Raw genomic sequence first — 18,831 nt, forward strand, 5'->3', positions numbered from 1 at the left:
TTATTGAGAAGGATTAATGCAGAAAGATGAAACGGACGACGGTGATGCTCAACTGGCGATGCCAGACCAAGTGGGGATCCACCGTCATATTTCAAAAAGTGAGGTTGAAGACCTCTCTGGCGGTTCCTTCGAAGAACCGCTTTTTTTCGTCCAGGGAAATAGGCAGGTTGTCCTGGTCGATGACTTCCTGGATGTCGTACTGGTACGGGTAATCCATGGCGTACATGACGCGATCCGCGCCAACCACGTCCCGGGTGAACATGATGGCCGGCTGCCACGGTATGCCGCTGGTGGTGATGAAGATGTTCCGTCGGAAGTACTCGGACGGTTTCAGTTTCAGTGCACTGATGGCCTCATAGCGGCCAGCGGCCACCTGCTTGGCGTGCATATGGTCAATCCGGTGCAGCCAGAACGGTAGGGCCTCGCCAAGGTGGCCCACCACGACTTTTAGGTTGGGGAACCGGTCCAGCAGCCCCGAGGTGACGATGCGCAGAAGATGCATGCCGGTTTCCACCCCGAACCCGTACACGGCGCCGTCCAGCCCTGCCTCGAGCAGCGGTTCGATCATCCGATTGGAAGGTGTAGACGGGTGCAGGTAGAGCGGTGCGCCCAGGTCATTCAGCTCTTCGAGCACCGGGAGAAATTTGGGATTGTCGATGTACTCGCCCTGAATATGCGAATTGAGGATGAGTCCCTTCAGGCCGAGATCCCCGATGGCCCGGCGCAGTTCCTTCGCAGCGGAGCCCGGTTCCTGGTATGCCACCGCAGCGAGAGCGGATAGCCGGTCCGGGTGAGCCGCGCAGGCTTCGGCCAGCCGGTCGTTGGACATCGCGGCGATACTCTTGGCGTCCCCGGCTTCCAGCACCTGGGTTCCGGGAGCAGTCAGGGCCATGACCTGATGGTCAATTCCAGCCGCGTCCATGTCGGCGATACGGCGTTCTCCGGCGTTCTGGAGACGCTCGACGACGGAGCGCGGCTGCGGGTGCTTACTGCCTAGAAAGTATCCGAGCAGGCTGTTGAAGCCTAAGTCGTCGTTGCTCTTCTCTGCCAATTGTTTGCGGTAGAGCTCGAACATTTCGGGTAGTGCATAGGCCTCCTCTGTAGCAACGCGGAGGTAGCCATTGCCGCCGCCAGTACGGGGGCCGTCAGGAGTGCGTTGTGTCATGATCACCTTTCTGGAGTTTCGTCCAGGGCGGGCCGGCCAGCCGGAGCGTGGACCAGTGCTGGATGCCCGGGATTTCCTCACCAAAGTTCCCGTAGCGCACTATGGCGTGCTCTTCCATGCACGCCTCAACCGAATACATGAGGTGGTTGCGTCCGAGCCCTGAATGTTTCATTCCGCCGAATGGCACCGCAGGGACGGAGGCGCCCACCCGGTGGGCGTTGATGAATGTGTTACCTGCTTCGATGCGCAGTGCCACACGCTGCGCGTGTTCGGAGTCGGCGCTCCAGACTGAGGAGGCCAGGCCAAATTCGGTCCGGTTGGCTTCCCGGATGGCCTGTTCGTCGTCGTCGAACGGAAGGATCGGGATGACCGGGGCAAACTGCTCGGTGAGTACCAGCTCTGCTCCGGCACTGAGGTTGGTGACAACTGTTGGCCGGATGAAATAGCCAGCCTCCCAGTCGATGCCATCCCCTAGCTGTCCGCCTTCATGCACGAGGGCACCGTTTGCTTTGGCATCAGAGATGAGCTGAAGAGCATTCTCATACCCGTCCTTCGTGGTAAGCGGCCCGATGTGTGCGGCCCGATCAAAACCGTCTCCCACCACCAGTTGGTCCACCATTGCAGTGAACTTCGCCACGAACTCGTCATACCGGGACCGGTGGACGTAGATCCGTTTGATGTTGAAGCACACCTGGCCGGAGACGCTGAAAGAACCGGCGATCATTTCGCGCAGCATGGCCTCATCGATAACAGCGCTCTCCAGCACCAGTGCCGGGTCATTGCCGCCCAGCTCCACCGAGACCTTCTTGATGGTGCCTGCCGCCGCGGCCAGAACTTTGCTGCCTGCCTCGGTGCCGCCGGTGAACAGGACCGAGCGGATCCCCGGATGAACGGCGAGAGCATCACCTACTACCGAGCCGCGGCCAGGCGTCACGTTCAGCACCCCCGACGGCAGCAGGGAAGCCACTTCCGCCAGCGCCGCAGTCAGCGCCAGCGGAGCGATTTCCGGTGGTTTGACGACGACCGTGCACCCTGCGATCAACGCGGGGGCTACGGAGTTGAAGGTCAGATAGACAGGCGTGTTCCACGGCGAGATCACGGCTACTGGGCCCACTGGAACCTTGTGCAACAGCACAGTTCTGGCGTTGCCCGTGCCGGGACCACCGGTCAGGTCCTCCACCTTTTCCACGGCCGGGGCCAGGTCAGCGAAGCTACGCAGGAGGGCAATGGCACCGGCCACGTCCCCACGGGCGTCGTTGACTACCTTGCCTACTTCCAGGACCAGGGTTTCAGTCAGCTCCTGCAGCCTTTCAGCAAGCCGATCCGCGGCCAGGCGCATCAACTCGGCACGCTGGGCAGCCGTGGTGCCGGACCAGGAGGGGAAGGCTTCTTCGGCTGCAAGGACAGCACGGTCAACGTCCTCCGCGGTGCACCGGGCCACGGTTCCGACCGCTTCGGCCGGTCGTGCGGGGTTCTCGACGTCAATAAACTCAAGATCCTCGGCTCTTTCCTCCATTCCGCGGATGAACGGCCGTGCCGTGGCGGATGAAGCCGCTGCCACCCGCGGTCCGACCAGATTCAAGGCCTCCACGGTGCCCCCGTGACCGGGTGGTCGTAGTGGAACGGAAAAACATCGGTGTTCGGGTAGAGCTCGTAGCCGGCGCTGATGATCTCGTCCGGGCCCACCGGATCTTCCGGAAAGGTGACCTTCGGCAGCACATCCATCGGGTCGCTTTGGGCCCAACCGGTGCCGTACTCGCTGTGCCAGAACGGACGGTAGTTCAGCCGCTTGATCTTCCAGACGCCGTCTTCCTTGACGTACTCGTTCTCATACATGCCGCCTTCCCACCACTGGTCGTGAGTTACCCGGCCGAGGAAGCCCTCCGTGGCGTCCTTATGGATGCCGGCCTGCATGGTGCAGCGGAAACGGCCCTTGGCGCTGAGGCCGTCCTCGGAAACCGTAACGACGTCCTGGTGCTGCGGGTGATCCAGCAGGAAGCCAAACACCGGGCCATTGACGCCTCCGGCGAAGCGGTTGCTGAACCGGTCGATGTAGAGGCGACGAACGCCTGCCTTGCCCTTGAACACACCACCGCAAAACACCGCTTCGCTGTCCTCCGCGAACAGGTCGACCACTTCGCGGTACAGGGTCTTGTCCAGGTAGTAGCCGTACTGGTGCTGCAGTGTCCGCACGGCTTGTTGGGCCTCGAGTACATCAACGCGGCGTTGGAGTTCGAACAGCATCGATGCAAGATCCGTTTCCAGTGACAACTCTGTCATGGTTTTCTCCTCTGTAGGCAGGCGTAACAGCAGCGTCCGTGCCGCTGTTCAAGTAATGGGGTGTGGGTGATGCGACTCAGAGTCAAGCAGGGTGCTGTGGAGCAAACAATGGAAAGCCTCAACGTTTCCTTCATGCGGAAACGTTGAGTAATAGAACCAAAAACTCTAGTCATTTTTGCGATTGCGTCTCCGTACGGAAACCCAGCCGATAGGTTTCTGCTATGCGGGAATACGGACCAACGGTTTTGCAGTCAGCCGATAGGGTACTGCGTCTTGTGTCGCTCGTCGGTCAGCGGGGGAGGGTCACACTGAAAGAAGTGGCGGAAGAACTTGGCGTCGGCGATTCGACCGCGCACCGGTTGCTCTCAACCTGCCGGCACGTTGGTTTTGTCCGACAGGACCAGCCGGGAGCAGCGTATGAGGCGGGACCAGCACTTCACGAACTCGCGCTAGGCGCCACTCGAGCCGTCAGCCTCAGAGATGCTGCAGGTCCACTACTCAGCGAGGCTGCCAAAGAGCTCAATGAGACCGTGAGCCTAGTGATCCTAGAGGGCGCCAGATCCCGGTTCGTCGAGTCCATCGAAGGCCGCCAGTCCGTACGTGTGGCGTCACCGCTGGGGCAGGTTTTTCCGGCGCACGCCACGGCAGGAGGAAAGGCGATCCTGGCTCACCTGAGCGCTTTCGAGCTCGACCGGCGCTACCCGACCAAAAGACTCCCACCGGTAACGAGCCATTCCGTCACAGAATGGCAGGATTTGTTGGCTGATCTTGACAGAATCGAGCGTCGCGGGTGGGCGGTCGAGTTCGGGGAAACGGATCTGGCTTTGGCCGGCGTTGGCGTGCCCATCATCGACAGCACGGGCACGCCACGGGCCGCAATCTGCGTCTCTGTTCCGCTCATCAGGCTCAGCAACGCAAAGGAGGCCGCCGCGTTTGCCGAAACCTTGGACGGTCACGCGGAGCAGATCCAGCGCCGGCTGCGCGGCAGTAACTGAGGTACCTGATCGGCACCGGATCCTCTCTGAGCAGTAGCTGCCTAAGGCTGCAACGCCGTATGCCCAGTTACAGCTTCCCCTACGCCCTCAGTGGACTTCAAAGCCACCGGTGTTGATCCCGATGCTCCGCGTATCCATGAACTCGCGGAGGCCTTCAATACCCATCTCGCGCCCCATGCCGGAGGACTTCAGGCCCCCGAACGGAGCCCTCTGGTCCAGCCACGCCGGACCATGGGCATTGTGGAAGATGTACCCGGCTTCCAAGCGGGCAGCCACGCTGCGTGCTTTTGTCTCATCCCTTGTCCATACGGAAGCACAAAGGCCCGCCCATGTGTTGTTGGCGGCAGTAACTGCGTCGTCAATCTCGTCAAAGGCCATCACGGGTAACGCCGGGCCAAACTGCTCGGCAGTGACGATCCGTAATTCCGGGTCCGGGTTCAGGACCAGGGACGGGCGAACAAAGTTGCCGGCGATCAAGTCTCCCTCTGGAAGAGTACCGAACTCAAGCACTTCTGCCCCGGATGCCCGCGCTTCCTCAACCAACTCATTGACCAAGGATTTCTGCAACGGCGAGTGCAGAGGTCCCATGGTGGTTCCGACATCGGTGCCGCGGCCCAGCACAGTGTTTTCCAACCGTGATTTCAGGCCGTCTACCACTTCTTGGTAGCGGGACCGATGGACGTACAATCGCTTCACCGCCATGCAGACCTGCCCCGTGGTGTCGTACGTGCCGTGGAACAGGCGGTCCAGCGAGGCATCGTCCAGTTCGGCGTCCGGAAGAATGAGCGCTGGGTCATTTCCGCCCAATTCCAGCGCCACACGGGTCAAAGTCCGAGAGGCCATCTCCATGATGCGCTTGCCCCCGCCGACACTTCCGGTGAAGCAGACCTTGGCCACGTCCTCGTTGGCGATAAGAGCGTCTCCGATCTCGGTATCCTCGCCCGTGATGACGTTCAGGACACCGGGCGGCAGCGTCTGCGCCAAACGCTGTACAACGCGTGTGGTGGCCAGCGGAGCAGAGGGAGGCGGCTTGACCACCACGGTGTTACCAGTGACCAATGCATAGGGGAGGGATGCGGCCAGGATGGCTAGCGGCCAATTGAAGGGCACAATCAAAGTGACCACGCCGAGCGGCTTGTACTCCACGACCGTCTCTGTAGGAGGCCCGGCCAGTACGGACGTCTGGTTTACCTTGTCCGCCAGCCCGCAGGCCAGTTGGACCCGGATGTTGAAGACGATCAGGTCCACAAGGCCTTCCTGCAGGACCTTTCCGTTTTCACGGGACAACAAGTGCGCGTCTTCCTTCTGAAAGGCGTCTAAAGCTTTAATACCTTCGCTTAGCTGCCGTGCGCGCTCGGCCGGTTCCAGCGCTGACCAGGCCGGGAACGCTGCCTTAGCGGCCGCAACTGCATCCAGCGCCTGTCCCCTGGACGCCGCAGCCGCCACCCCTACCGTCTCCAGCGGATTCGCTGGATTATTAATGTTCAGTTCGCCTGTTGCCGACTCTTTTGCGCCATTGATGTAAAGATCCGTACGGATCATTTGGTCCGTCAGCTGCTGTGTCATTACAACTCCATTGTTGGTCTCATAATTCGGCCCCCACTTGATTACTGTTCGTAGGAGGTTGTCCCTCACCAAAGCAGCTTTCCCGAAAGCCGACAATGGAGCCGGGCTCCGCTTCCTACATCCGGAAACTGCTGCCGACGGACGCGTTCGCCTGCGGGCTGCGCCGTGTGCAGTTTCCCGTGCGGATTTGTTTCACCGGGTGGGATCTCCTATCAGTTCGTCGCGCACCGACGCGCTGGTATGGCATCGGACCGAACCCAAGGATTCCATCCCGCCGCCTGATCCGTATCCCATTGTCCGCTTCCCCGAGGCTGCGCATCCGTTCGATGCACCCAGCCGGATCGAAGCCGACATCGTCGGCTTGGAATGTATTCAGGGCGAAATACCCGCGCACCTTGATGGTACGTTCTACAAGGTTGTCTGCGACCGACAGTTCCCATCCTTCATAAAGGGGGACATCGACCTCTTCAACGGGGATGGCATGGCGCTGTCGTTCCGCTTCCACAACGGACGGGTGGACTACAAGAGCCGCTACATCAAAACGCCGCGGTTCAATGCGGAGCGTGACGCCGGCAGGGCTTTGTTCGGCGGCTATCGCAACCCCTATACCGATGATGCGGCGGTCGAAGGCATGGTCCGCGGAATTGCCAACACCAATGTCTTCTTCCATGGCGGTAAGCTCTACGCTGCCAAGGAGGACAGCCCGCCTTTGATCCTGGACCCGGACACCTTGGAAACCGTGGGGGACTACGACTTTGAGGGTTCCCTGACCTCCAAAACCGCAACCGCCCACCCCAAGGTTGATCCGAAAACCGGAGAGATGGTGTTTTTCGGTTATGCCGCCAAGGGGGAGACTTCAAGGGACATCGCGTACTACGAGGCCGATGCAAGCGGCCGGATCATTCACGAAACCTGGTTCAAGGCACCCTATTCCAGCATGGTCCACGACTTCGCAGTCACTTGGACCATTCTGCGATGGGTGGTCCTGATGGAAGCGTCGTGTGAGGAGGAGGTCAGCGGGGAGGTTCCGTGAAGGTGTACCCGGTGACCTCCGGGCGGGCGGTCGTAACTTCAAGCCGGAGGGTTGCTGTACCGGTGGAATCCAGGTGCAGTACTACTGGCTCGGATCCGGTGACCGACACTCTTAGGGTTTTGTCGTTTGTACTGAATTCAGTCATGCGCTTTTCCTTCGGGATTCGGTTCCGGCACCTTTTGCGGTCCTCGGCCGGGATTGAGGGGAGTGGCTAAGAAGGGATGGCCTTGACGGGGCAGGGAGCTCCGGCCAAGGCCCCCTGGAGACGTTAGCTGCGCGTCCCGATGCCGGTCAGTGCCTTGACGCCTGCTTCTGCAACGGTCTGGTTCTGTTCGCCGGAACCGCCGCTGACGCCAGTGGCGCCATTGACTTTGGTGCGACGTCGACCATTGCAATGTTCATTGGCTGGCCAATTTCCTGGGCTCGTTCTTCGGCGGCCGCGATCAGGTCGCGTGCTTCGGCAAGGGTGGGTGAGGTCATTTTGGACTTGCTCCTTTTATGCCTTGACGTATCCGTTGGGGTTCAGGACGTATTTGGTCGCTGCGCCGGCGTCGAACTCGGCGTATCCGCGCGGTGCGTCTTCGAGGGACATTGCTTGGGCATTGACTGCCTTGGCGATTTGGACCTTGTCATGGAGGATGGCCATCATCAGCTGGCGGTTGTATTTCATGACGGGGCACTGGCCGGTGGCGAATGAGAGGGACTTGGCCCAGCCAGTGCCGAGACTCAGCGAAAGGGAGCCCTTCTTGGCTGCGTCATCGACAGCGCCTGGGTCTCCTGTGACATAAAGGCCTGGGATACCAAGCGCCCCTCCGGCCGCCGTGATGTCCATGAGGGAGTTGAGGACGGTTGCCGGGGCTTCTTCGGCCTGGGCCCCGTGTCCGTGGCCGCGGGCTTCGAAGCCCACCGCATCGATACCGGCGTCCACTTCTCGGACGCCGAGTATCTGTTCGATTCGGTCGGCCGGGTCACCGGCGGCGACGTTGATCGTTTCGCATCCGAAGCTTCGCGCCTGTGCGAGCCGGTCTTCATTCAGATCTCCGACGATGACCACTGCGGCGCCGAGCAGCTGCGCGCTGGCGGCGGCGGCCAGCCCCACCGGGCCTGCGCCGGCGACGTAGACCGTGGAACCGACGCCCACTCCGGCGGTGACTGCTCCATGGAATCCGGTGGGAAAGATGTCCGAGAGCATGGTCAGGTCCATGATCTTTTCCAGAGCCTGATCTCGGTCGGGGAATTTTAGGAGATTCCAGTCTGCGTACGGGACCAGGACGAACTCAGACTGACCACCGACCCAGCCACCCATGTCGACGTAGCCGTAGGCGCTGCCGGGCCTGTCCGGGTTGACGTTGAGGCAGATGCCGGTTTTGCGTTCCTTGCAGTTCCGGCAGCGGCCGCAGGAGATGTTGAAGGGGACCGAGACGACGTCGCCGACCTTGATGAACTCGACGTCAGGCCCGGTTTCGATGACTTCGCCGGTAATTTCGTGGCCGAGGACCAGGTTTGAGGGGGCGGTGGTGCGGCCGCGGACCATGTGTTGGTCAGATCCGCAGATGTTGGTGGTTATTGTGCGGAGAATAACGCCGTGGGGTACTTTCCTGCCCACATTGGCCGGGTTAACACCCGGTCCGTCTTTCAACTCGAAGGTCGGGTAATCGGTGTCGATGACTTCGACTTTCCCGGGTCCTTTGTAGGCGACCGCTCTGTTCGCTGCCAATGGGCTCTCTTCTCAATTTGGGCGCTCGATCACGGAGTGATCTGGGCGCAGGTGAACGGCTCTCTAGATGCTGCGGAGTCAATCAGGGCGGGGGCCTTGGCTAACCCTTCGATTCAGGCAGCAGCGGGATGGTTTGTCAGGGTCACTTCCGCGTCAACAAGGGTTTCAGCTTCGCAGGTGCCTTCTTTGGCTTCTTCTTGCGTTCCTATTTCGACGTGCTCTGCGATTTTCGAGAGGGTGTAATCAAGGATGATGAAGATCGCCGCGATCAACTGGTATATCTGCAGGGATTGAGCCGCGTCCTGTCCGCGTCGCAGAAGCTCTTCGAAGCTGATGATAAAGCCGCGTGAAGTGTCCTTGATCACGACGAGTTGACCGGCAGCATCAGGCGGAAAGCCTGGGGCGGGCTGAGGCCGCCCTCATTCCGGAGCGTGGATTCGTACATGTACCCGCGGAGGCTTTTCTATCAGACGTCGCGGTGATGTGCCATCCTGGCGTAACCAGAGAATGCTCCCGTCGGCAGTAATGACTTCAACTTGGCCCCGATCAACGATATCTCCGTGGTCGTGGACCACGATCTTCCGCCCTTCGAGCGTGGTCCGGTCGTCTGTTGGGTGCCATACACCTGGACCGTCTTGGGCCATGAGCTGCAAATTTCGGGTTTTGTACATTTACTGCGTCTCCGTTCAGATCTTTTGGCGATGCCGTCGACGCAGCCCGCAAGCGTAAAGTGACTTGAGGAGATTTGACGGAATCCAGGTTTCTAAGGGTCTTGGTGACACGCCGTGACGTTCGACGGCCTCGACGATGTCTTCGAGTCGCGGATGCTTGTCCCAACCGTGTTGAATAGCGGTTCTCAGGCCTCATAGAAAGCGTCGGTGCCCAATAGTGTTGCCGGGCAGATCATCTTGGGCTGACGGCACAGCAAGATTGACCGGCTTCCCGAACGCGGGTTCCGCCAAGCTCCAAGTTTCGCTGTCTGGTTCTTCATACCACCAGCCGCTCCAGGCGGAAGAGGTGAGCTGACCGCCAAGGAAGGTGCCAGATTCTTCGTACACGACCGGGCGACGCACATGGGCGCCCGCGCCAGTGTTGACGCCTGCATGCCCGGAGTTTTGTGTTGCATTTATTTCCCCACTGATCATGTTTCTCTCCTCTGAAACCCGAGCTCACTGAACTGGATCCGAGGGGCACCGTGCCCTCTTGCCCTGCCCCACCAGTCGGCCACTTGTGTGCCAACGCCGCGTTTATGCAGCACCGCGGGGTTAGACCGAATTTCAGCTGATGAGGGCCCCTTCCGGGAAACGTTGGCTGTAATCCAGATCACCACGGAATGTTGTTCGTACTAAGCTATCCGGGGCTACAGTGCCCGGGCGTCTCATTGTGAGACCGTCAATTCGTCAGGCCGTCCCGGTGCCGGGCAGTGCTCCATGGGGCTCGATCCGACTTCCGAAGCATTTCCCGACCGCATGCAGCAACGTGCCACGCCTGCACCTGCATGTGCGGCTGTCATCCCCCAATGGCAAGTAATGTTCAGCAGGCACCGGAAAATTAGCTGCGGGCGCTACCGGTCAAAAGCGCAGAGGCGACACCTTGGGCACGCGACCAGCAATGTCTTCCGCCTGCCGTCAGTGGATCAACGCTCAATAACCCTGCGATTTCGCCTGATTTGATGCCTTGAAATTTGGGCCCAGTCGAGTCTCAGAATGAGACGCAGCCCCTATGACCGCACCTGTATGGTTCTGTGAGGGGAATCACGCCGCATGCGGCTTGTGACGTGTTCAACGACGAAGGCAAGCAATCAGGAAGAAAAAACATGCGCAACGAACTGACCGTCACTGATCCCGGCGGGTCTCCTGCCAGCATCGTGGCGGCACGCAAAGAGATGAGCGGAAAGTCTTCACTGGTGGTTGCTGGGTCGGCGCTGGCGCTGTCCGTCTCCACCGCCCCGCTGGTCCTCAGCACGATGGGCGTCTTCATGGTTCCGGTCAGCAAGGAGTTCGGCTGGGACCGGGGCCCGATCAGTGCCGGGCTGCTGGTCGGCGGCTTGATGTCAGCGATCTTCCTTCCCCTGGTCGGTCTAGCGGTCGACAGATGGGGAATCCGCCGCGTGCTGCCCGTCGGGGTCGTGCTGCTGGCACTGAATATTGCGGCGATCTCCTTGGTTCCGCCGGTTCTGGCCGTGTATATCGTGCTGGTCGGTTTAACAGGTATCGCGGGGGCGCCGCAGAACGTGGCCTCGTACATCAAAACCGTTTCACGGTGGTTTGACCGCAACCGCGGGCTGGCCATTGGCGCCACGGTCATGGGGCTGGCGGTAGGCCAATCGCTGGCTCCCCAGTTGGCGCAGTACATGGTGTCTAACTGGGGATGGCGCAACGCCTATGTCGGTCTGGCCGGGCTGCTCCTCGTCGTCGCTCTGCCAGCGCTGTTCTTCATGATCCGTGACCCGCGTCCCGGTGAAGGAGTGCCGGCCAACCGCGCCCTGGGCTCCGAAACCGCAAGTACGGAACTTCCAGGCATATCCGTCCGCTCCGCTTTGCGCACCCGCACGTTTTGGCGGCTGGCACTCTCGATCGTATTGGTCGCCATGACCATTCAAGGGGCCTTGATCCACGTGGTTCCGCTGCTGACCGACCAGGGATGGCAGCCCGCTGCCGCAGCCGGCATGCTGGGCCTCGCTGGTGTTGCCTCGATCGTGGGCAGACTCGGCGGGGGATACCTTTACGACCGCTTCCACGCTCCGTACATCGGGGCGCTGGCCTTCCTTGTCGGCGGCCTCGGGGTGGCGCTGCTTGCGACCGGAACCGCTCCTGTCCTCGGCATAATGGCGCTCGGAGTCGCTGCGGGGGCCGAAACAGACCTCATCGCCTTCCTGGGGTCCCGGTACTTTGGTCTGCGGTCGTTCGGCCAGCTCAGCGGCTACTTCTTCGGCGCATTCGGTCTCGGAGCGGCCTTCGGGCCTATGGCCCTTGGCTTCGGTTTCGACGCCGTCGGGTCCTATACTCCGATGCTCTTTGTCTTTACCGGGCTGCTGGCCCTCGCCGCGCTGCTCGTCGTGGCTTTGCCGAGGAAGTACACGTACCCGGTCGAGTAGGACGGCTCGGAGGGGCCTGAAGCAGAACATGTCGGCTGGTGCAGTTCAACAGGTCTGGGGGCACGTGGGGTGTCCGCCAATCCGGCAAGCACGATCTCTGAAGATTCTTGACCGGCAGGGGAGTGGCCGGGAAAGTGTCGCGGGAGGACTGGGGAAGGGGCTTTCGCAGAGAGAGGTTCCTCTCACGAAATAGGCCAGCAGGCGAGTCCGCGGGACATCCACTGCGCGGCGTCCCGTAGGCCGCGTCCGCGGTTGGTATGACATGCTGTGCCACTTCTGGACCCTAGGGTGTGGCAGCAGCCAGGTATGGCAGGTGTCTTCCGAGGAGGTCTGTGAAGTGAGAGCCAGCCGGTATCGAGGACGCCAGTTCGTCGTCACCGTTTACCCAGGAGCGCTGGCCTGGTCTGTCGGAGTGAATGCAGTCCTGCGAAGCAGGCTCCGGAGCTGGTTGCGTTCCTCGGCAGTCAGTGCCTGGAGAGAGATGTCCTCCGCTTCTCGAACAGTTTCGGAGGCGCGCTTGTAAAGCCTCTTGCCGGACGCCGTCGCGCGGATGATTTTGGAGCGCCTGTCGCCCGGATCATTGAGGCGCTCCACCAGGCCGCGCCGTTCCAAGCCATCCACGAGGGCGACGATTTGACTGGGCACGAGGCACAGGAAGTCAGCCAGTTCCCGCTGGGAAGGGGCGTCTGCGGTGCAGGCAAGGGCGAGCACGGAATAGGACCTGACCTTCAGATCCAACGGGCCCAACATGGCGTTGGCCCTTGCCGTTCCGATGCTGATTGTCCGGGCCGCGAGGAACTCTGTTTCCTTGGCCAGGTCACTGGCGAGCAAACGGTCGGTCGACCCGGGTACTAGCGGTGCACGGAACCGCTCGATGCTTTCCATAATTGCTCCGGTCATGGGCCCTCATGCGTCCGATGGTAGGGGAATTATCGAAATGACTTACTCAACGATACTGCAGGACGATCGAAGCAGAATAGTTTCAAACAGAATGATTGACATTGTTAACTAGATGGGTTGTCATTGAGGCGAACCCTCATGCGCCGGGAGCCAGAACGGCAGCACCACGCATAGTTGAACCGAAGGAGAGAGCCATGAACCTTGAAGGAAAAGTAGCAATCGTTACCGGCAGTGGACGTGGACTGGGCCTGGCATATGCACAGGAACTCGCCCGGCAAGGTGCCGCAGTGGTCATCAACGATGTTGACGCGGCCGTTGCTGCGGAAGCCGCGGACAGCATCACCTCGGCCGGCGGCAGGGCAGTAGCCGTCGCCGCCCCGGTGGGATCCTCCGAAACCGCAAGGCAGCTCGTGAACGCCGCTGTCGAGACGTTTGGCCGGCTGGACATCCTGGTCACCAATGCCGGCGTCCTGCGGGACAAGTCCCTGCTGAAGATGACGGACGAAGACTTCGACCTGGTAATCGACGTCCATCTGCGCGGAACCTTTACTTGCGTCCGCGAGGCCTTCGCCTACTTCAAGGAAAACAATGTGACCGGGCGGATCATCGCCGTCGGATCGCCCACGGGACAGCGCGGCAACTTCGGCCAGACCAACTACGCCGCCGCCAAGGCAGGCATCGTGGGCATGGTGCGGACGTGGGCGCTGGAGATGAAGCGGGCCGGCGTGACCGCCAACGTGGTGATACCGGTGGCTGCCACCGCCATGACCGAAACCCTCCCCTTCTTCGAAAAGGCCGTCCAGGCTTCCGCCCGTGGCGAAGCGATGCCGGACTTCTTCCGGAAAGACCTTGGCTTTGGCACGGCCGGAGACGTTGCCGGACTGGTGGCGTTCCTCGCCTCTGATGAGGCCGGTACCATCACGGGCCAGGCCATCGGCGTGGGCGGAGACCGCCTGCAGCTCTGGTCCCATCCCGAGGCCGTGGCCACTGAATACCACGACGGGGGCTGGAGCTACGAGGAACTCATCTCCAACTTTGAGGGACTTCTCGGGAACAAGCTGCAGAGCGTCGGCGAGGAGTTCCCCGAGCTGCCCGCGGAGCTGCGTCCCGAGCCGACCCCCGCCAAGTAAGCGCCATGAGCTACGTATCGGCAGTTGATGTTGACGCTCTGACGGCCATCGACATGCATGTCCACGTCGAGGTGGACGATCATGGGCACAACGCTTTGCCCCAGGAACTTGTGGACGCGGCGAGCAAGTATTTCAAGACGGACGGTCCCCGTCCCGGCCTGGACGACATTGCGGAGATTTACCGTGAACGGAAGATGGCCGCCGTCGTCTTCACGGTGGACGCCCGCCGGGCGCTGGGCCACCGGCCCAACAGCAGCGAGGAAATCGCACTCGGTGCGGCCCGTAACAACGATGTGCTGATTCCCTTCGGTTCCGTGGACCCCACCACCAATACGGAAGCCCTTGAAAGGGCCCGGCTGCTGGCAGGGGACTTCGGCGTCCGCGGGTTCAAGTTCCACCCCACGGTGCAGAACTTTGATCCCTCCGATCAGCAGTTCTACCCGCTGTGGGAGCTCCTGCAGTCCTTTGGGCTTCCGGTCATCTTCCATACCGGACAGACGGGGATCGGCTCCGGACTGCCGGGAGGATTCGGGCTGAAGCTGGCGCTCTCCAACCCCATCCTGCTCGACGCCGTGGCGGCGGACTTCCCGGAACTGCAGATCATCATGGCGCACCCCTCGGTGCCGTGGCAGGAAGAAGCCATTGCGGTGGCCACGCACAAGGCCAACGTGTGGATCGATCTCTCCGGCTGGTCGCCCAGGTACTTCCCGGAGATCCTGGTCCGGCAGGCCAACTCGGTCCTGCAGAACAAGGTGCTGTTCGGCTCGGACTTCCCGCTGATCACACCGGACCGCTGGATGAACGACTTCGCCGACCTCACGTTCAAGGAAGAGGTGCGGCCCAAGATCCTCAAGGACAACGCCGTCCGGCTGCTGGGGCTGAACACCCAGGCCGCATCATGAGCGCGTTCTACCCTTCTGACCAGTATGGCTACTCCACCCTCCTCAGCGAGGACGAACGGCAGGTGCTGGGCCGGCTGCGCACCGTCCTGGATGATGACGTCCAGCCACTCCTGGCCGACTACTGGGAACGGGGCGAATTCCCGGAACAGATCATCAAACCGCTGGTCGGCCTGAACCTGATGGAACCCTCGGAACTGACCCGGGACGGTGCCGTTCCGGGGGCACTGTACGGAGGGTTCAGAAATTTTGAACTCGCCCGCACGGACGCCTCCGTGGCCACCTTCTATAACGCCCAGTCCGGGCTGTTCCGCACAGCGGTCAACCTGGGTGGCAGCCCGGAACAGGCAGCGGCGTGGGATCCGTTCATCCGCAGCTTTGAGATGACCGGAGTTTTTGCCCTGACCGAACCCGCCCACGGCTCAGACATTGCGGGCGGCCTGGAAACCAGTGCCCGCCGGAACGGCGGCACCTGGGTGATCAACGGCGTCAAACGTTGGATCGGGGGTGCCGCTACGGCCGACTATCTGGCTGTTTTTGCCCGCGACGAGGCAGACCGTCAGATCAAGGCGTTCCTGGTCCGGACGGACGACCCCGGCGTCGCGCTCCGCAAGATCGAAGGCAAGATGTCCCTGCGCATCATGCAGAACGCGGACATCACGCTCACCGATGTTGTGGTGCAGGAAGACCACCGGCTACAGAACGTGAACGGTTTCGGTGACGTTGCCGGGCTGCTGCGGAACTTGCGTTCAGACGTAGCCTGGATCGCCACCGGGCTCCAGGCCGGCGCTTACGAGGCCGCCCTGCGCTATGTCAAGGAACGTGAACAGTTCGGCCGGCCGTTGGGCGGGTTCCAGCTCATCCAGGAAAAGCTCGCCGCGATGCTGGGCAACGTCACCGCGTGCCTGGGCATGGTGGTCCGCCTGACCCAGCAGCAGGCAGCAGGCATCTACAAGGACGAAAACTCGGCCATGGCCAAGATGTGGTGCGCTGCCCGGGCGCGGGAAACCACGGCCCTGGCCCGCGAAATTTGTGGCGGTAACGGCATCATCCTGGACAACAGGGTGGGCAGGTTCTTCGCTGACGCCGAGGCCGTCTACTCCTACGAAGGCACCCACGAAATCAACTCACTCATAGTGGGCCGGGCCCTCACCGGCCTTGGCGCATTCCGCTGATCGTCATCGACAACATCCAAGGAGCATCATGAGCATCACCACGGTAACTTTCGAAGAACTGGCCGGTATGGAAGGCCACGACCTGGGCTACACCGACTACATCGAGGTGTCCCAGGATCAGATCAACACCTTCGCCGACGCCACGGGCGACCACCAGTGGATCCACACGGACCCGGAAAAGGCCAAGGAGGGCCCCTTCGGCGCGCCCATCGCGCACGGTTTCCTCACCCTGTCCCTGGCCATCCCGTTCTGGACCGAACTGCTGGATGTCACGGGTGTAAAGACCAGGGTCAACTACGGGCTGGAAAAGGTCCGCTTCCCGTCCCCGGTCAAGGCAGGCTCCAAGATCCGCATGTCTGCGAAGATCGCCACCGTCACCGAAATTGCCGGCGGCGTGCAGATCGGCGTGGACCAGAGCATCGAGGTTGAAGGCGGCACCAAGCCCGCCGTCGTCGCGCACTCCCTTTACCGCTTCTACGCCTAGCAGGCGAAGACGGCGGCCCGGCTGGCAATGTTGCCCGCGCGCCGCCGCCGTCGCCCGTTCCCTATGACAGGAAGGTTCCGCTCACATGTACAACCAAGGAGTGGGTTCGTGGCTGCAACGCCGCAGAACGAAATCCGCCACCAAGACCGCGCTGATCTACCGCGACACCCGCACCAGCTACGGCGAACTGGCCGACCGCGTGGACCGGCTGGCCAATGCCCTGCGTGACCGCGGCGTGCAGCAGGGGGACCGCGTGGCCTACCTGGGCGAAAATGATCCCTCGTTCCTGGAGACGTTCTTCGCGGCCGGCACCCTGGGCGCCATCTTTGTTCCGCTGAACACGCGCCTCGCCCCGCCGGAAATCCAGTTCGCCCTGCAGGACTCGGGCTCCACAGTGCTGATCAACGCCGCAGCCCTGGACGGCCTGGCCGTCGCGGGATCACGGGACACGGCCGTCCGCCACCGCCTTGTGGTCCGTGATACGCGTTCCACCGACGTCTCCGATGGCGCCGAGGACTACGCCGAGGCACGGACCGCTGCTTCCGCTGACCGCATCGATGTCCGGGTCACCCTGGACGACACGGCCATCATCCTTTACACCTCGGGCACCACCGGCCGTCCCAAGGGAGCCGTGCTGACCCACGGCAACATCACCTGGAACTCCTACAACGTGCTGGTGGACTACGACGTGGTCAGCAGTGACGTGGCCCTGGTCATCTCGCCCATGTTCCATGTAGCCTCGCTCGGCATGGCTATCATGCCGGTTTTCCTCAAGGGCGGCACCCTGCTACTGGAACCGGGCTTCGTTCCCGGCCGGGCGCTGTCCCTGATCGAGCATTACAAGGCCACGATGATCAGCGGCGTTCCCACCACCTACCAGATGCTCGCCGAGCACGAGGCCTGGGAATGTACGGACCTCAGTTCGCTGAAAAAGCTCACCTGCGGCGGTTCGGCCGTGCCCGTCCGCGTGATGGAAGCCTACGAGAGCCGGGGGCTGTCCTTCTCCGGCGGCTACGGCATGACCGAAACCGCGCCGGGGGCCACCAGCCTGCAGCCGGACCGGAGCCGGGACAAGATGGGCTCGGTGGGTCTGCCGCATTTCTTCACCGAGGTGCGCATTGTTGATCCGCTAGGGGACGTCCAGGGATCCCACGCGGTGGGGGAAATCGAGGTAAAAGGCCCCAACGTCATCCGCGAATACTGGAACCGGCCGGACGCCACCGAAAACAGCTTTGCCGACGACGAGTGGTTCCGATCCGGGGACATGGGCTACGCCGACGACGAAGGCTTTGTATACATCTCGGACAGGCTCAAGGACATGATCATTTCCGGAGGCGAGAACATCTACCCGGCCGAGGTCGAGCAGATCGTCATCGAGTTGGAGGCTGTCGGAAGCGTGGCCCTCATCGGCGTGCCGGACGAGAAATGGGGCGAAGTGCCCAAGGCCATCATCACCGTCCGGAAGGGACACACCGTGACAGAGGAAGAAGTCCGTGCCCATCTGGAGGGCCGCCTGGCGCGGTACAAGATTCCCAAGTCCGTGGTGATTGTGGACGAGCTGCCGCGGACTGCCAGCGGCAAGATCCGCAAGGCCGAGCTGCGCCAGATGTACGCGGAAAGCCAGGCCCCCCGCCGTACGCCCGTCGTGGTCAGGAACCATCCTCGAGGGAATCGATGAGCTCCAGGCCGCGGCGGCCCCACGCTATTTCTGTCTCGGCACGGGCGATCAGGCCCTCATAAGTGAAGATCTTGTACTCGGTGGTGCGCCGGTGTTCCGCCGCCGGAGTCACGGCAAGCCGGCGGCCCAGCATGACGCTGGTGCCGCTGCGCAGTTCCTGGACCATGCCTTCCCACTGGTTACGCCGCAGCATGTGGTAGGCAATGTGGGCTTCCATCTGTGCCCTCGCCGAGTCCGGCTCCGCCCATTCCAGGTAGGCGGCCTTCAGGTGAACCGGATCGCGCTCCCGGGAGTATTCCAACGGGGTGTTCATCCATTCCCGGAACGCTGCAATGCCGGCCTCCGTTATCCGGTACTGCGTCTTCTTGCTGTTCGGACCCCAGGGCACCTCTTCCCCGATTAAAAGCCCGTCTTTTTCCATTCGACGCAGCTCGGGGTAGATCTGCGAATCGGGGGCATGCCACACATAGGCAACGGAGGACTCGAACCGCTTGGACAGGTCATAGCCCGTCATGGGTTCGACCGTCAGCAATGCCAGCAGTGCGTAGCGAAGACTCACAGAACGACCTCTTTTCCTCCGGCTCTTGCCAATAACTATATCCATAGATAATCTGTGACCCACCGCACTAACTACGTAGATAGTTATTGGAGTGGGACAGACCACCGTTCCCCCTGCGCCCGATCGGTGGCGTCATTGTCGACGCCGCTGTTA

At 61.7% G+C, this 18,831-nt stretch carries 19 protein-coding genes; 8 read left to right on the forward strand and 11 right to left on the reverse strand.

Annotation, left to right across the window (positions count from 1 at the left end; genetic code table 11):
* Positions 1–91: 91 nt before the first annotated feature.
* The 3 genes from QFZ23_RS09915 to QFZ23_RS09925 are packed head-to-tail and all read right to left on the reverse strand — an operon-like array spanning position 92 to position 3,445.
* Positions 92–1,165: an amidohydrolase family protein gene (locus QFZ23_RS09915; protein WP_306922550.1), complete on the reverse strand. Its 1,074-nt coding sequence runs from the start codon at positions 1,163–1,165 to the stop codon at positions 92–94.
* Positions 1,146–2,756: an aldehyde dehydrogenase family protein gene (locus tag QFZ23_RS09920; protein WP_306922551.1), complete on the reverse strand. Its 1,611-nt coding sequence runs from the start codon at positions 2,754–2,756 to the stop codon at positions 1,146–1,148. Before QFZ23_RS09920 ends, QFZ23_RS09915 begins: the two co-directional genes overlap by 20 nt.
* Positions 2,744–3,445 (reverse strand): nuclear transport factor 2 family protein, encoded by a 702-nt coding sequence (locus QFZ23_RS09925; RefSeq protein WP_306922553.1) that lies wholly within the window; start codon positions 3,443–3,445, stop codon positions 2,744–2,746. Before QFZ23_RS09925 ends, QFZ23_RS09920 begins: the two co-directional genes overlap by 13 nt.
* A 221-nt stretch (positions 3,446–3,666) precedes the next feature.
* Here QFZ23_RS09925 and QFZ23_RS09930 point away from each other — a divergent pair, with 221 nt between their 5' ends.
* The gene (locus QFZ23_RS09930; RefSeq protein WP_306922555.1) at positions 3,667–4,440 is read left to right on the forward strand and encodes an IclR family transcriptional regulator; all 774 of its coding nucleotides are present in this window, start codon (positions 3,667–3,669) and stop codon (positions 4,438–4,440) included.
* 87 nt (positions 4,441–4,527) lie between these two features.
* Here the strand turns inward: QFZ23_RS09930 and QFZ23_RS09935 are convergent, their stop codons facing one another.
* Positions 4,528–6,006 carry an aldehyde dehydrogenase family protein gene (locus QFZ23_RS09935; protein WP_306922557.1) on the reverse strand — a complete coding sequence of 493 codons (1,479 nt, stop codon included), beginning with the start codon at positions 6,004–6,006 and terminating at the stop codon, positions 4,528–4,530.
* A 58-nt stretch (positions 6,007–6,064) separates the two neighbouring features.
* Here QFZ23_RS09935 and QFZ23_RS09940 point away from each other — a divergent pair, with 58 nt between their 5' ends.
* A complete protein-coding gene (locus QFZ23_RS09940; RefSeq protein WP_306922559.1) occupies positions 6,065–7,039 on the forward strand; it encodes a carotenoid oxygenase family protein in 975 nt (324 codons plus the stop codon).
* Here QFZ23_RS09940 and QFZ23_RS09945 read toward each other — a convergent pair.
* From QFZ23_RS09945 to QFZ23_RS09965, 5 genes are all read right to left on the reverse strand, one after another.
* Positions 7,020–7,184, reverse strand: a complete 165-nt coding sequence (locus QFZ23_RS09945; RefSeq protein ID WP_306922562.1) for a hypothetical protein — start codon at positions 7,182–7,184, stop codon at positions 7,020–7,022. The genes QFZ23_RS09940 and QFZ23_RS09945 overlap by 20 nt on opposite strands.
* 146 nt (positions 7,185–7,330) lie before the next feature.
* On the reverse strand, positions 7,331–7,519 hold the full coding sequence (locus QFZ23_RS09950; protein ID WP_306922564.1) for a hypothetical protein: 189 nt from the start codon (positions 7,517–7,519) through the stop codon (positions 7,331–7,333).
* 16 nt (positions 7,520–7,535) lie between these two features.
* Positions 7,536–8,756 (reverse strand): formaldehyde dehydrogenase, glutathione-independent, encoded by a 1,221-nt coding sequence (gene fdhA / locus QFZ23_RS09955; RefSeq protein WP_306922566.1) that lies wholly within the window; start codon positions 8,754–8,756, stop codon positions 7,536–7,538.
* 113 nt (positions 8,757–8,869) lie between these two features.
* A complete protein-coding gene (locus tag QFZ23_RS09960) occupies positions 8,870–9,121 on the reverse strand; it encodes a hypothetical protein (RefSeq protein ID WP_306922567.1) in 252 nt (83 codons plus the stop codon).
* Positions 9,122–9,619: 498 nt separating this feature from the next.
* On the reverse strand, positions 9,620–9,901 hold the full coding sequence (locus tag QFZ23_RS09965) for a hypothetical protein (protein WP_306922569.1): 282 nt from the start codon (positions 9,899–9,901) through the stop codon (positions 9,620–9,622).
* 671 nt (positions 9,902–10,572) lie between these two features.
* Between QFZ23_RS09965 and QFZ23_RS09970 the strand changes: the two genes are divergently transcribed.
* Entirely contained in the window at positions 10,573–11,853 is a 1,281-nt protein-coding gene (locus tag QFZ23_RS09970) for an MFS transporter (protein WP_306922571.1), read from the forward strand.
* Between the two features lie 381 nt (positions 11,854–12,234).
* On the opposite strand, the gene QFZ23_RS09975 is transcribed toward QFZ23_RS09970, so the two are convergent.
* Positions 12,235–12,753: a MarR family winged helix-turn-helix transcriptional regulator gene (locus tag QFZ23_RS09975; protein ID WP_306922573.1), complete on the reverse strand. Its 519-nt coding sequence runs from the start codon at positions 12,751–12,753 to the stop codon at positions 12,235–12,237.
* A 194-nt stretch (positions 12,754–12,947) separates the two neighbouring features.
* Between QFZ23_RS09975 and QFZ23_RS09980 the strand changes: the two genes are divergently transcribed.
* The 5 genes from QFZ23_RS09980 to menE all read left to right on the forward strand — a co-directional run bounded on the left by QFZ23_RS09980 (position 12,948) and on the right by menE (position 18,119).
* Complete coding sequence (locus QFZ23_RS09980) at positions 12,948–13,883, forward strand: SDR family oxidoreductase (RefSeq protein ID WP_306922576.1); 936 nt, start codon at positions 12,948–12,950, stop codon at positions 13,881–13,883.
* 5 nt (positions 13,884–13,888) lie between these two features.
* Positions 13,889–14,785 carry an amidohydrolase family protein gene (locus QFZ23_RS09985; RefSeq protein WP_306922578.1) on the forward strand — a complete coding sequence of 299 codons (897 nt, stop codon included), beginning with the start codon at positions 13,889–13,891 and terminating at the stop codon, positions 14,783–14,785.
* Positions 14,782–15,957, forward strand: coding sequence for an acyl-CoA dehydrogenase family protein (locus QFZ23_RS09990; RefSeq protein WP_306922581.1), 1,176 nt, complete (start codon positions 14,782–14,784; stop codon positions 15,955–15,957). The genes QFZ23_RS09985 and QFZ23_RS09990 overlap by 4 nt, the downstream gene beginning before the upstream one ends.
* Before the next feature lie 28 nt (positions 15,958–15,985).
* Positions 15,986–16,441, forward strand: coding sequence for a MaoC family dehydratase (locus QFZ23_RS09995; RefSeq protein WP_306922582.1), 456 nt, complete (start codon positions 15,986–15,988; stop codon positions 16,439–16,441).
* 85 nt (positions 16,442–16,526) lie between these two features.
* Positions 16,527–18,119: an o-succinylbenzoate--CoA ligase gene (gene menE, locus QFZ23_RS10000; RefSeq protein WP_306922585.1), complete on the forward strand. Its 1,593-nt coding sequence runs from the start codon at positions 16,527–16,529 to the stop codon at positions 18,117–18,119.
* Here the strand turns inward: menE and QFZ23_RS10005 are convergent.
* Positions 18,091–18,678: a PadR family transcriptional regulator gene (locus QFZ23_RS10005; RefSeq protein WP_306922587.1), complete on the reverse strand. Its 588-nt coding sequence runs from the start codon at positions 18,676–18,678 to the stop codon at positions 18,091–18,093. The genes menE and QFZ23_RS10005 overlap by 29 nt on opposite strands.
* Positions 18,679–18,831: the final 153 nt, after the last annotated feature.

Origin of the sequence: Arthrobacter globiformis (assembly GCF_030818015.1) — a bacterium.
Lineage (GTDB): Bacteria > Actinomycetota > Actinomycetes > Actinomycetales > Micrococcaceae > Arthrobacter > Arthrobacter globiformis_C.

Coding starts and splice junctions, on each gene's coding strand:
- QFZ23_RS09985 (WP_306922578.1), top strand. CDS start 13,889: ATGAGCTACGTATCGGCAGTTGATGTTGACGCTCTGACGGCCATCGAC.
- QFZ23_RS09980 (WP_306922576.1), top strand. CDS start 12,948: ATGAACCTTGAAGGAAAAGTAGCAATCGTTACCGGCAGTGGACGTGGA.
- QFZ23_RS09915 (WP_306922550.1), bottom strand. CDS start 1,165: ATGACACAACGCACTCCTGACGGCCCCCGTACTGGCGGCGGCAATGGC.
- QFZ23_RS09935 (WP_306922557.1), bottom strand. CDS start 6,006: ATGACACAGCAGCTGACGGACCAAATGATCCGTACGGATCTTTACATC.
- QFZ23_RS09970 (WP_306922571.1), top strand. CDS start 10,573: ATGCGCAACGAACTGACCGTCACTGATCCCGGCGGGTCTCCTGCCAGC.
- QFZ23_RS09990 (WP_306922581.1), top strand. CDS start 14,782: ATGAGCGCGTTCTACCCTTCTGACCAGTATGGCTACTCCACCCTCCTC.
- QFZ23_RS09950 (WP_306922564.1), bottom strand. CDS start 7,519: ATGACCTCACCCACCCTTGCCGAAGCACGCGACCTGATCGCGGCCGCC.
- QFZ23_RS09965 (WP_306922569.1), bottom strand. CDS start 9,901: ATGATCAGTGGGGAAATAAATGCAACACAAAACTCCGGGCATGCAGGC.
- QFZ23_RS09975 (WP_306922573.1), bottom strand. CDS start 12,753: ATGACCGGAGCAATTATGGAAAGCATCGAGCGGTTCCGTGCACCGCTA.
- QFZ23_RS09945 (WP_306922562.1), bottom strand. CDS start 7,184: ATGACTGAATTCAGTACAAACGACAAAACCCTAAGAGTGTCGGTCACC.
- QFZ23_RS09925 (WP_306922553.1), bottom strand. CDS start 3,445: ATGACAGAGTTGTCACTGGAAACGGATCTTGCATCGATGCTGTTCGAA.
- menE (WP_306922585.1), top strand. CDS start 16,527: ATGTACAACCAAGGAGTGGGTTCGTGGCTGCAACGCCGCAGAACGAAA.
- QFZ23_RS09995 (WP_306922582.1), top strand. CDS start 15,986: ATGAGCATCACCACGGTAACTTTCGAAGAACTGGCCGGTATGGAAGGC.
- QFZ23_RS09930 (WP_306922555.1), top strand. CDS start 3,667: ATGCGGGAATACGGACCAACGGTTTTGCAGTCAGCCGATAGGGTACTG.